General features: G+C 42.7%; 11 protein-coding genes. 10 read left to right on the plus strand and 1 reads right to left on the minus strand.

Going from position 1 to position 13156, the window contains the following annotated elements:
• Positions 1–224 precede the first annotated feature (224 nt).
• On the plus strand, positions 225–1295 hold the full coding sequence (locus tag BGO42_RS15755) for an endonuclease (RefSeq protein WP_273243561.1): 1071 nt from the start codon (positions 225–227) through the stop codon (positions 1293–1295).
• Positions 1296–1335: 40 nt separating this feature from the next.
• On the opposite strand, the gene prfB is transcribed toward BGO42_RS15755, so the two are convergent.
• A protein-coding gene (prfB, locus tag BGO42_RS15760) for a peptide chain release factor 2 (RefSeq protein WP_177735413.1) occupies positions 1336–2434 on the minus strand; the annotation gives its coding sequence in 2 pieces (ribosomal slippage) (positions 1336–2370 and positions 2372–2434; 1098 coding nt in all).
• A 49-nt stretch (positions 2435–2483) separates the two neighbouring features.
• On the opposite strand from prfB, the gene BGO42_RS15765 reads away from it, so the two are divergent.
• From BGO42_RS15765 to BGO42_RS15800, 9 genes are all read left to right on the plus strand, one after another.
• Positions 2484–3509, plus strand: coding sequence for a threonine aldolase family protein (locus BGO42_RS15765; RefSeq protein WP_177735415.1), 1026 nt, complete (start codon positions 2484–2486; stop codon positions 3507–3509).
• Between the two features lie 286 nt (positions 3510–3795).
• Positions 3796–5007: a diaminopimelate decarboxylase gene (lysA, locus tag BGO42_RS15770; protein ID WP_177735418.1), complete on the plus strand. Its 1212-nt coding sequence runs from the start codon at positions 3796–3798 to the stop codon at positions 5005–5007.
• Between the two features lie 123 nt (positions 5008–5130).
• Entirely contained in the window at positions 5131–6546 is a 1416-nt protein-coding gene (locus tag BGO42_RS15775) for an alkaline phosphatase (protein ID WP_273243565.1), read from the plus strand.
• Positions 6547–6699: 153 nt separating this feature from the next.
• Positions 6700–8052: a sigma-54-dependent transcriptional regulator gene (locus tag BGO42_RS15780; RefSeq protein ID WP_177735422.1), complete on the plus strand. Its 1353-nt coding sequence runs from the start codon at positions 6700–6702 to the stop codon at positions 8050–8052.
• 173 nt (positions 8053–8225) lie between these two features.
• Positions 8226–8507 carry a DUF7674 family protein gene (locus tag BGO42_RS15785; protein WP_177735424.1) on the plus strand — a complete coding sequence of 94 codons (282 nt, stop codon included), beginning with the start codon at positions 8226–8228 and terminating at the stop codon, positions 8505–8507.
• Between the two features lie 84 nt (positions 8508–8591).
• Positions 8592–8669 (plus strand): potassium-transporting ATPase subunit F, encoded by a 78-nt coding sequence (locus BGO42_RS17935; protein ID WP_177736432.1) that lies wholly within the window; start codon positions 8592–8594, stop codon positions 8667–8669.
• Positions 8670–8748: 79 nt separating this feature from the next.
• Positions 8749–10437, plus strand: a complete 1689-nt coding sequence (gene kdpA, locus BGO42_RS15790; protein ID WP_273243569.1) for a potassium-transporting ATPase subunit KdpA — start codon at positions 8749–8751, stop codon at positions 10435–10437.
• Between the two features lie 40 nt (positions 10438–10477).
• Positions 10478–12523 (plus strand): potassium-transporting ATPase subunit KdpB, encoded by a 2046-nt coding sequence (gene kdpB / locus BGO42_RS15795; RefSeq protein WP_273243570.1) that lies wholly within the window; start codon positions 10478–10480, stop codon positions 12521–12523.
• Positions 12524–12594: 71 nt separating this feature from the next.
• Positions 12595–13155 carry a K(+)-transporting ATPase subunit C gene (locus tag BGO42_RS15800; protein WP_177735430.1) on the plus strand — a complete coding sequence of 187 codons (561 nt, stop codon included), beginning with the start codon at positions 12595–12597 and terminating at the stop codon, positions 13153–13155.
• Position 13156: the final 1 nt, after the last annotated feature.

A 13156-nucleotide genomic window follows, 5' to 3' on the forward strand; every position in this document is an offset into this window, starting at 1 on the left:
GATATTAAATTATTAAAAAAATCCCTAACAATAGGGATTTTACAATATTAAAAAATGATAAAAAAAGACATCGCTTTTCATTTTTTGCAGATACAGCAACTACAACATCCGGCACTGCCGCTTTAAAATCGAAAACAGTACCTAAGCAACTCGTTTATAATTAGTTAATTTTCTTTTGGGTTCTAAATAAAGGACTTACATTTGGCGTCCAAAATTAATCCACTATGACAAAAATTTACCTCACTGCGTTTTTAATGTCAGTGTTAACCGGCTATGCCCAGATTCCTCCCGGGTATTACAATTCCGCTACCGGAACCGGTTATACCTTAAAAACCCAATTGTACAACATTATCAAAGGGCACAATGCTAAAGGTTATAATCAGCTTTATACCTGTTACCAGACTTCCGATCGCGATTATTTCTATGAAAATGACGGAACTATTCTCGATATTTATTCTGAAGTGCCCAATGGTGCCGATTTCTACAATTATTCTGCGACAAGCACCGGCGACCGTTGCGGCAGCTACAGTGTTGAAGGAAACTGTTTCAACAGGGAACATTTAATGCCTCAAAGTGTTTTCAATGAAAATGCACCGATGGTTTCGGATGCACACCACATTCTTCCTACAGACGGAAAAGTAAACGGTATGCGCAGCAACTATCCTTTCGGAAAAGTTAATTCCCCGACCTGGACATCCAAAAACGGATCCAAATTAGGCAACAACGCTACAGCCGGATATTCCGGTAAAGCCTTTGAGCCAATCGATGAATTTAAAGGGGATGTTGCCCGCTGTCTTTTGTATTTCGTAACCCGTTATGAAAACCAGGTAGCCGGCTGGAATCACGCGATGCTAAACCACACCAGCAATCAGGCGGTAAGCGACTGGTTTAAGGAAATCCTGTTAACCTGGCACAACCAGGATCCGGTGAGTCCGAGAGAAATTGCCCGCAACAATGCCATTTATGCTTTTCAGGGAAACCGGAACCCGTTTATCGATCACCCGGAATATGTGCAAATGATCTGGGGATCGCCATTGGCAACCGATACATTTGAAGCTTTGGCGAATATCTCGGTTTATCCGAATCCGTCAAATGACCACCGTATCAATATCCGGTCGGAAAAAGAACTGGACGAAATTGTAGTGATTGCTATTAACGGCCAAATCATCCAGCAAATTAAGAAACCCGCTCACAACCAGGGGACCTATACTATGGAAAATCTTCCGCAAGGTTTTTATTTAGTAAAAATGTCCTCCGAAAATCAATCGACTACTAAGAAAGTCATCATAAACTAAAGCAATAAAAAAGCCGTTACAGTGTAACGGCTTTTTTTATTTAATTGTCACCTTTTTGTCCCATCATCATCAGGTAGGCTTTTAAAAACTCATCCAGTTCTCCATCCATAACGGCATCAACATCGCTGGTTTCATAACCGCTTCTGACGTCTTTTACCAGTTTATAAGGATGCATCACATAGTTTCGGATTTGTGAACCCCATTCGATCTTCATTTTATTCGCCTCAATTTCATCCCGCTTCGCCTGGCGTTTTTTCAATTCGATCTCATATAACTGCGACTTTAGCAACTGCATGGCTTTGGTCTTATTATCCAATTGGGAACGCGTTTCCGAATTTTCAATGATAATTCCGGTTGGATGGTGACGCAAACGAACAGCGGTTTCCACCTTGTTCACGTTCTGCCCTCCTGCACCGCTGGAACGCATGGTTTCCCAGGAAATATCAGACGGACTGATCTCGATCTCGATCGTATCATCTGCTAAAGGATATACATAAACAGAAGCAAATGACGTATGTCGTTTCGCATTACTGTCGAAAGGAGAAATCCGAACCAGACGGTGTACGCCGTTCTCTCCTTTTAAATACCCGAAAGAATAATCCCCTTCAAATTCAAGTGTTACCGTTTTAACACCGGCAACCTCACCTTCCTGGAAGTTCAGTTCTTTAATTTTATACCCTTGCCGCTCTCCCCACATCAGGTACATACGCATCAGCATGGCAGCCCAGTCACAGCTTTCGGTACCACCGGCACCGGCAGTGATTTGCAGTACTGCGCTCATACTATCCCCTTCGTCAGAAAGCATATTACGGAATTCCAGATTCTCAATATGAGTATTCGTTACCTCATAATGGGCATCCAGTTCCGCTTCGGTAGCATCACCTTCTTTAAAAAATTCATAGATTATCTGAAGTTCTTCAGCCAATGCTACGCCTTTTTCATAGTCTTCCACCCATTTTTTCTTCGATCGCAGGTTCTTCACAATAAGTTCCGCTTCCTTTGCGTTATTCCAAAAATCTGGTGAAAAGGTTTTCTCTTCCTCGTTTGTAATCTCTATTAGTTTCTTATCGACGTCAAAGATACCTCCTTAACGCACCAAGACGCTCAATAATATCCTTAATCTGTTCGGTATTTACCATAAATATTGTAGTTTTATACCCGCAAAAATAGACATTCCTTTTTAATTATATGGAAATAAATTTAGTTAGCGATACCGTTACCAAACCTACGCCCGAAATGTTGCAGCAAATGTTTCGCGCAAAAGTGGGCGATGATGTGTATAAGCAAGATCCTACGGTCATCGAATTAGAAGAAACCGTAGCCGATTTATTTGGTATGGAAGCCGCTTTATTTTTCCCTTCGGGAACGATGGCCAACCAAACCGCAATCAAATTGCATACGAATCCCGGTGAGCAGATCATCTGCGATAAATGGTCCCATATATTTCATTATGAAGGCGGCGGTGCTTCTTTTAACAGCGGGGTTTCCTGCTGTCTTGTAGATGGCGACCGCGGTATGATCACTGCCCGACAGGTAGTGGAGAATATTAACGATCCTGAATTTTACCACAGCCCGTTAACCCGTTTGGTCAGCATTGAAAATACTACTAATAAAGGCGGCGGTGCCTGTTATGATATTGAAGAATTAAAAAGAATCAAACAGGTCTGCCAGGACCACAATTTAAACTATCACCTGGATGGTGCCCGTTTGTGGAATGCTTTGGTTGCCAAACGTCAGCACCCGAAACAATACGGCGAATTGTTCGACACCATATCCGTTTGCCTGTCCAAAGGGCTGGGCGCTCCGGTAGGTTCCGTACTTTTAGGCAGTCATGAAGCCATTCATAAAGCCTTGCGAATCCGTAAAATTTTCGGAGGCGGTATGCGCCAGGCAGGCTATCTGGCAGCAGCCGGTTTATATGCCCTGCAGCATCATGTGGGAAGACTGGAAGAAGACCACCGCCGGGCAAGACAAATCGGTATTGTGCTAAAAGAATTGCATTGGGTCGATACGGTTGAACCTGTTGAAACCAATATTCTGATCTTTTCTGTAAAACCACAATATGACGAAGCCTCCATCATTGAAAAGCTGAAACAAAAAAACATCTTTATCAGCGCGATGGGAAGAGGAAAACTGCGAATCGTAACCCATCTGGACTATCGGGAAGTAATGCATTCCTATGTTATTGAAACACTTCAAAAAATAATAATATAATATTCTTAGTTCTGTTCAACCTAAAACCTTTAAAGACAACTGTTTTTAAAGGTTTTATCTTTTTTGGCCCAAAAGATACAGTACGGCAACCTGCAAAAGCCTGCTTCCGGCATTCCAAACTTTGTTAAAATCCATTTTTGTTTGTTTTTCCTCAAAAAAGACACCTCAAAAACCCTCATTTATTCATTTTTATCAGCTTTAAATGTTTTTTTGTTAATTATTCACATCTGTTAAGGTTGGAAAGGGACGATTTTTATCTTTGTTGTTATTAACAAATTTATATAGCATGCAAATCAATCATTTACTTTCAGTAGCGGAAGAATTTGGCAGTCCTGTTTATGTATACGACGCCGACAAAATTCAATCACAGTACCAACGTTTAACCAATGCTTTTTCCAAGGTGGAAAGCCTGCGCATCAATTATGCAGTCAAGGCATTGTCAAACCTATCTGTTCTTAAGCTACTGAAGAAGATGGGGTCCGGACTTGACACTGTATCCATTCAGGAGGTGCAGTTAGGTCTACTTGCAGGCTTTTCTCCGGAAACGATCATCTATACACCAAACGGTGTTTCGATGGAAGAAATTGAAGAAGTAGCACAATTAGGCGTTCAGATAAATATTGACAATCTATCCATTTTAGAACAATTCGGCGCGAAGCATCCAACCACTCCGGTTTGTATCCGTATCAATCCACACGTAATGGCGGGTGGTAATTCGAATATTTCTGTAGGCCATATCGACAGTAAATTCGGTATTTCGATACATCAGATTCCACATTTGCTCCGCATCATCGAGAATACACAGATGCACATTAACGGAATCCACATGCATACCGGTTCGGATATTCTGGATATCGAAGTATTCCTTTATGCCGCCGAAATATTATTTGAAACGGCAAAACACTTTAAAGAACTGGATTTCATCGACTTTGGAAGCGGTTTTAAAGTACCTTATAAAAAAGACGATATCGAAACCAATGTAGAAGAATTGGGTAAAAAACTAACCAAAAGATTCAATGCCTTTTGTAAAGAATACGGCAAAGAGCTGACACTTGCTTTCGAACCGGGTAAATTTCTGGTTAGTGAAGCCGGTTATTTCCTGGCCAAAGTAAATGTGGTCAAACAAACCACATCTACTGTATTTGCAGGAATAGACAGTGGTTTCAACCACCTTATCCGCCCGATGTTCTACGGTTCACAGCACCATATCGAGAACATCACCAACCCGAAAGGAAAAGAGCGTTTCTATTCGGTTGTGGGATATATCTGCGAAACGGATACTTTTGGCAGCAACCGGAAAATTGCCGAAATTAAAGAGGGCGATATCCTGTGTTTCCGCAATGCCGGAGCCTACTGTTTCTCTATGGCATCCAACTATAATTCCCGCGTGCGCCCTGCCGAAGTACTGTGGTATAACGGAAAAGCACACCTCATCAGAGAGCGTGAAACCTTTGAAGACATCATCAGAAATCAGGTAGTACTCGAGTTTGAATACTAAATAAATAAGCAATTAAGAAAAGAGCCGTATTTTATGGCTCTTTTTGCTTAAAATAACACTAACATAAAACGGCTTCCCCAATTGTTTTATACCTTTGTGCCCTTAATTACAGAATTTTACAACATGGACAGAAGGAAATTTTTCAGAAACGGTTCAATTCTAACCTTAGGCACAGCTTTAATGAATCCTTTGGATGCCGTTTCGAACACACTTGATTTCGATACCGTAAGAAAAAATAAAAAAGCCAGAAACATTATCTTCCTTGTTAGCGACGGTATGAGTACCGGAACGTTAAACATGGCCGATCTATACCTTAACAGAAAAACAGGAAACGGTTCAAACTGGTTACAGCTTTACCGTGACAACCGCATTAACCGCGCTTTAATGGATACGGCTTCGGCCAGTTCCATCGTAACCGATTCTTCGGCAGGAAGTTCTTCCTGGGGAGGCGGTTTCAGAGTAAACAACGGTTCCTTAAATGTGGGACCGAAAGGAGAAGTACACATGCCGATCTGGCAAAAATTCAAAAAAGCCGGTAAAATGGCCGGTTGTGTAACCACCGTTCCGATCACCCATGCAACACCGGCCGGTTTTTGCGTAAACAGCAAAAGCAGAAATGCACAGGAAGACATTGCCGAGCAATACCTGGAATTAGGTTTTGACATCATGATGGGCGGCGGAAATAACTATTTCAGCCCGGAAATCAGAAAAGATAAAAAAGACATGTATGCCGCATTTAAAGCAAAAGGTTACCAGGTAGCCCGAACGCGTAAAGAAATGCTGGATACCGACAATAACAAGCCTGTTCTGGGTGTTTTTTATGACGATGCCCTGCCGTATAATATCGACAGAAAAAGCAGTAAAGATTTAACCGAACAGATCCCTACACTGGCAGAAATGGCACAAAAAGCTATTGACCGGATGAAAAACCACAAAAACGGATTCGTATTGCAGGTTGAAGCCGGAAAAGTAGACTGGGCAGCACACGCAAACGATATCGGTGCGTTAATATACGACCAGGTAGGTTTTGACGAAGCGGTAAAAGTAGCCATTGATTTTGCTGAAAAAGACAAAGAAACACTGGTGATCATTACAACCGACCACGGAAATGCCAATCCGGGTGTGATTTATGGCAAATATGCGAATGCCAATTTCGACAGCATACAGAACTATACCCAGACAAACGAATGGATTTTAAATGCAATCAGTCCGCAGTCGACCGTTAAACAGGTTCATGAAATCATTGAACATGCAAACGGAAAAACCATTACCGATGAAGATGCAAAAACCGTTTTAAGCTATTATGACGGATTACACAAAGAAGACGGTTTGTATAACTATAAAAAATTACCGTATAAAGCGTTTTCCGAAATGCAGCAAAAAACAAACTCTGTGGGATGGATCAGTATGGATCACTCTGCCGATTACGTTGAATTAGCGATGTTCGGACCGGGAAGCGATCTGTTAAAACCTTTCGTTAAGAACACCGACTTACACTACCTGATGCTACAGGCAGCAGAAGTGGAAAATAAATTCTGATCCGGCAACCGGACAGGAACCGCTTAAAATCAGGAAGAAATAGTTCTTCCTGATTTTTTTTATGCCAATCTGAATCCGGCAAAATCTACTGGCAAAGATGCCGGATATTTAATTTCTATTGTAACTTTGTTACACTTTTAATCTACTCCTCCATTGAAAAAAATACTGATTATAGACGATGAAGAAAAACTGCGTTCCTTAATGGCGCGTATTGTTGGTTTGGAAAATTTTGAAGTCTTTCAGGCCGGCGACTGTAAAACAGGCTTAAAAAAACTGGAACAGAACAGTATCGACATTGTACTGTGTGACGTTAAATTACCCGATGGCAACGGCGTTGAACTAACCCGGCAGATTAAGGAAAAATACCCGCACATCGAAGTTATCCTGCTCACTGCCTACGGCAATATTCCCGATGGCGTACAGGCCATTAAAAACGGAGCATTCGATTATATTGTAAAAGGCGACGACAACAACAAGATCATTCCGTTGCTGCATCGTGCGATAGAAAAGAGCAACCTTACCCGGAGAGTGGCACAACTGGAAGCCCAGCTGGAAACCCGATTTTCCTTTGAAGGAATCATCGGTACCTCCAAAATGCTGCAACAGGCGATCGAACTGGCAAAAAAAGTGGCGGTAACCGATACCACGGTACTATTAACCGGCGAAACCGGAACCGGAAAAGAAGTTTTTGCACAGGCAATCCACCAGTCCAGCAACCGGAAAAACAAAAACTTTGTGGCGATAAACTGTTCTGCTTTTAGCCATGACCTGTTGGAAAGCGAAATGTTCGGTCATATCAGCGGTGCTTTTACCGGTGCGACAAAAGACAAAAAAGGATTGTTTGAAGAAGCGAATAACGGTACCATCTTTTTAGATGAAATTGGCGAAATGCCACTGGACCTGCAGGCGAAATTACTCCGTGTTATCGAAAACGGCGAATTTATTAAAGTAGGCGAAAGCAAGGTCACCAAAGTCGACGTCCGTATTATTGCTGCTACCAACAGAGATCTGTTAAAAGAAATCGAAACCGGTCATTTCCGTCAGGACTTATATTACCGCCTGTCCGTTTTCCAGATACAGTTACCGTCTTTAAAAGAGCGCACTTCCGATATTGCATTGTTAGCCAGCCATTTTTTAGCGATTTTCAGCCTGAAAATGAATAAGAAAATAAAAACACTATCCGACGACTTTATCAGTCTTTTAAAACTGCACAACTGGCCGGGCAACATCCGCGAACTGAAAAACGTACTGGAACGCAGTGTTATCCTGGAAACCGGCGACACACTCACCCGCAGCAGCCTGCCCATAGAAATACAGCAATTACAGGAAGACGGTCAAACCGGAGCACTTCCGATACTTTCTGCTTTTTCGCTGGCTTCCGCCGAAAAAATTCACATACAGAAGGTACTCAACTATACTAACGGAAACAAAACCGAGACGGCACGTTTATTAAATATAGCACTGACCACACTGTACCGGAAGCTGGACGAATACAAAATATCCTGATTTCTGCTAAAAATACTATCGTTTTGAAAGCCCTGACCCTATCGTTTTGATAGGGTTTTTCTTTTGGCACAACGCCCAGAAAACAATATTCCCAACAAAATCAGCACCTTAGCAGCATTCCTGATTTTTTGGTCTCTGATTTGGCTTATGGTTATCAAATAATTTTAACCATTATGAAAAAATTCAACGACACACTTGTTCAAAAAATGGAGCGCCTGGCAAACATTACGATCAGTAGTCTGCAATTAGGGAAAACAGCCCGAACCAAAAGATGCCTGAATCTGGCTGAAGAACTGTTAAACAAAGGCAATGCCGAAATGAAAAATGCCATTACCAATGTGTATTTGTATTCCGTTTCACATTACATGGAACTCAATCATTACGCCATGGCCAAACTGCTTCCGGTATCCCTTCACAAAGAGTATGTAAAACAAATTAACACTTCCGGAGTATGATAACTGCTGTTTTAACCTTAGCCGGACTGGTGTGCTTTGCACTTTTTTATGCATCGATTTACTATTTTGATAAAATTTAAAGAAATGATACTGCTATTTATTATTGCCCTGGCTGTATTTGCCTACATCTGTTACGTACTGCTGAAACCCGAGAAATTTTAATTCAAGAACACAGAAGGTTTAAGCGGTCATATCTTTTTAAACCTTCTGTGCTGCTTCAAAAAACCAAACAATTTAAAAAATGAATACAGAAATTACAGGAATTGTAATGATGTTTATCCTCACACTGGTGTTAGCCATACCTTTGGGAAGATACATTGCAAAAGTATATTTAGGACAAAAAACATTTTTAGACCCTGTTTTTAATCCCATTGAAAAACTATTTTTCAAAGCAAGCGGAATAGACGCTTCCCGGGAAATGAACTGGAAACAGCATCTGGTAGCGCTTTTAGCCTTAAACACCATTTGGTTTCTTTTGGGAATGCTCATACTGCTCTGCCAGGGTTGGCTGCCGCTCAATCCGGATAACAACCCGAACATGACGCCTGATCTGGCCTTTAATACCGCCATTTCCTTTTTAGTGAACTGTAACCTGCAGCACTATTCCGGGGAAACCGGCGTGAGCTATCTGAGTCAGCTCTTTTTAATGTTCCTGCAATTTGTTTCTGCCGGAATCGGACTTGCTGCCGCTGCAGTACTCTTTAATGCGCTAAAAGAGCGCACAACCGATAAATTAGGAAACTTTTACAACTATTTCATCAAATCCTGTACCCGTATATTATTGCCCATATCGGTTATTGTAGCTGTTATCCTGATGTTTAACGGTACACCGATGACTTTTGACGGTAAAGACACGATGACCACCCTGCAGGGCGATACGGTACAGGTTTCCACGGGACCCGCTGCGGCTTTTGTAGCCATCAAACATGTGGGAACCAACGGAGGCGGATTCTTCGGAGCCAATTCGGCACATCCGTTTGAAAACCCGAATTACCTGACCAATACGGTCGAAATGATCGCGCAGATGATTATCCCGTTTGCAATGATATTCGCCCTTGGTTTCTACCTGAACCGCAGAAAACTGTCCTGGATGATTTTTGGCGTTATGACCATCGGATTTTTAGCCTTAACGATACCAACAGTCATTACCGAAATGAACGGAAATCCGGCAATAACCCAAATGGGTATCAACACTGCAAACGGAGCTACCGAAGGGAAAGAAGTACGATTTGGTGCTGCTGCTTCCGGTTACTGGAGCATTGCCACAACGGTTATTTCAACCGGTTCTGTAAACTCCATGCACGACAGTGCTATGCCGTTATCCGGAATGAACGAATTATTAGCCATGATGGTCAACTGCTTCTATGGTGGCTGCGGTGTCGGAATCCTTAACTTTTACATCTTTATTATCCTGGCGGTTTTTATCAGCGGACTGATGGTGGGAAGAACACCGGAATTTCTCGGAAAGAAAATTGAAGCCCGGGAAATGAAAATTGCCATGATCATTGCCTTGTTGCACCCTTTCCTTATTCTGGTTGGCGTTGCCTTATCGACCGCTTTTCCGGAACAGGGAGCCAGTAGCTTAAACAATCCCGGTTTCCACGGTTTCAGTGAGATCCTGTATGAGTTTACCTCATCGGCAGCCAATAACGGCAGCGGATTTGAAGGCCTGGGCGATAATAATCCGTGGTGGAACATTACTACCGGTATCGTATTGCTGCTTTCCCGTTTCTTACCAATTATTGGCCCGGTAGCGATTGCCGGAATCTTAGCCGGTAAAAAACACATCCCGGAAAGTGCCGGAACACTAAAAACCGATACGGCTACCTTTGGATTAATGATTTTTGCCGTGATTGCTATTATTGCTGCCTTGTCTTTCTTCCCTTCCCTGACTTTAGGACCGATAGCCGAATATTTTTCAATGAAATAACATTTACAATTGATCTCTCCATTATAAAATAAAGACTGTAATGAAAACCAAAAATAAATCACTGTTTCAAAAAGAGCTGATGCGAGAAGCATTCAAGCAGTCTTTTGTGAAACTCAATCCGGTAACACTCTTCCGAAACCCTATTATGTTCACTGTAGAAATAGGGACTATAATCATGCTGGGCGTTTGCCTGTGGATCGCCACCGGAGAACAGTCGCAAGGAAGTTTTGCCTATAACTTTACGGTATTTCTAATCCTGTTTTTCACCTTGTTATTTGCCAACTTTGCAGAAGCCATAGCAGAAGCACGCGGTAAAGCGCAGGCCGATAGTTTAAGAAAAACCCGGGAGGAAACCCCTGCGAAAAAAATAGAGCAGGTTGGCGAACTCTATGTCAATGAAATTACCATTGTTCCTTCATCCAGCCTGAGAAAAGGCGACCTTTTTGTCTGTGAAGCCGGCGATACGATTCCTACCGACGGTGAAATCATTGAAGGACTGGCAACCATTGACGAAAGTGCCATTACCGGGGAAAGTGCACCGGTAATCCGCGAAGCCGGAGGCGACAAAAGCTCGGTAACCGGAGGGACAAAAGTATTGTCGGACAAAATTAAAGTACAGGTAACCACCGAACCCGGCGAGAGCTTTCTGGACAAAATGATTGCTTTGGTTGAAGGGGCTTCCCGCCAGAAAACACCAAACGAAATCGCCTTAACCATCCTTTTAGCCGGATTTACCTTAGTGTTTATCATTGTTTGTGTGACCCTGAAACCTTTTGCCGATTATGCCAATATTCCCATCACGATAGCCGCTTTTATCTCGTTGTTTATCTGCCTGATTCCAACCACTATCGGCGGGCTGCTTTCCGCCATCGGTATTGCCGGTATGGACAGAGCCTTACGGGCCAATGTGATTACCAAATCGGGGAAAGCAGTAGAAACTGCCGGAGATATTGACGTACTATTGCTGGATAAAACGGGAACGATCACGATCGGTAACCGAAAAGCCACCCATTTCTATCCGGCAAACGGCATAAATGAAAATGATTTTGTGAAAGCCTGTGCCCTTTCTTCCCTTGCCGATGAAACACCCGAAGGAAAATCGATTGTTGAACTGGCCGGAAAAGACACTACCCGTAATTTATCGATACAGGGCGCTACCCTGATCAAATTTACAGCCGAAACCCGAAGCAGCGGTGTTAACCTGCCCAACGGTACCAAAATCCGAAAAGGAGCTTTTGACGCCATTCGCAAGCTAAGTGAAAATGCCGGTTTTGCCTTCCCGGAAGAAACAGCCGGTAAAGTGACCGAAATTTCCAGTAACGGAGGAACGCCGCTGGTAGTGTCGGAAAACGAAAAAGTACTGGGTGTAATTGAATTACAGGATATTATCAAACCCGGAATACAGGAACGTTTTGAACGTTTGCGCAAAATGGGTGTTAAAACCGTAATGGTTACCGGTGACAATCCGCTGACAGCGAAATTCATTGCCGAAAAAGCCGGTGTGGACGATTTTATTGCCGAAGCCAAACCGGAAGACAAAATGAATTATATCAAAGCCGAACAGCAGCAGGGTAAACTGGTAGCGATGATGGGTGACGGTACCAATGATGCACCGGCTTTGGCCCAGGCCGATGTTGGTGTCGCCATGAACAGCGGAACACAGGCAGCCAAAGAAGCCGGAAACATGGTCGACCTGGACAACGATCCGACCAAGCTTATTGAAATCGTAGAAATCGGGAAACAATTACTGATGACAAGAGGTACATTAACCACTTTCAGTATTGCCAACGACGTTGCCAAATATTTTGCAATCATCCCGGCCTTGTTCATTACCGCCATACCGGCCTTGCAAGGACTCAACATTATGCAGCTGCACAGCCCGGAAAGTGCCATCCTTTCAGCCGTGATCTTCAACGCTGTTGTAATTCCGTTCTTAATTCCGCTGGCTTTAAAAGGAGTGACCTATAAACCGATAGGCGCTTCTGCCCTGCTGCGAAGAAATCTCTTTATCTACGGATTGGGAGGGATTATCGTCCCGTTCATCGGAATCAAACTGATTGATATTATAGTTGCCTTATTTATGTAAAAAAGCGCTTAAGATGGAACTGTTTTCCGGTTGCATCTTAGGCTGCTTCCAAAATATTAAAATTTAAAAAAATGAAAAATCATCTTATAGCCGGAGCAAAATTAACCGTATTGTGTGCCGTTTTATTTGGCGGTGTGTACACCCTGTTCCTGTTAGGTATTGCCAGACTGGCACCTAATAACGGGAAAGGATATGTAGTGGAATTCAACGGTAAGAAATACTATCAGAACATCGGACAGTCTTTTACCGATCCGAAATATTTTAACTCCCGCCCTTCTGCCGTGGCTTACAATGCAGCAGGTTCCGGAGGAAGCAACAAAGGCCCAGGCAATCCCGAATATCTGGCTGAAGTTCAAAAACGGATTGACACCTTCCTGATATTGAATCCGGAAGTTAAAAAACAGGATATCCCTGCCGATCTGGTAACGGCAAGCGGCAGTGGTCTGGATCCGGATATCTCTGCACAGGCAGCAAAAGTTCAGGTAAAACGCATTGCCAGAATAAGAAATCTGGAACCTCAGAAACTGGAACAACTCATTGCTGAAAATACAGAAAAACCACTTTTAGGATTTTTCGGTCCTGAAAAAATAAACGTACTCACCCTAAACATCGCCCTTGATAAATTAAAATAAA

This window comes from Flavobacterium sp. 40-81 (assembly GCF_001898245.1).
Lineage (GTDB): Bacteria > Bacteroidota > Bacteroidia > Flavobacteriales > Flavobacteriaceae > Flavobacterium > Flavobacterium inviolabile.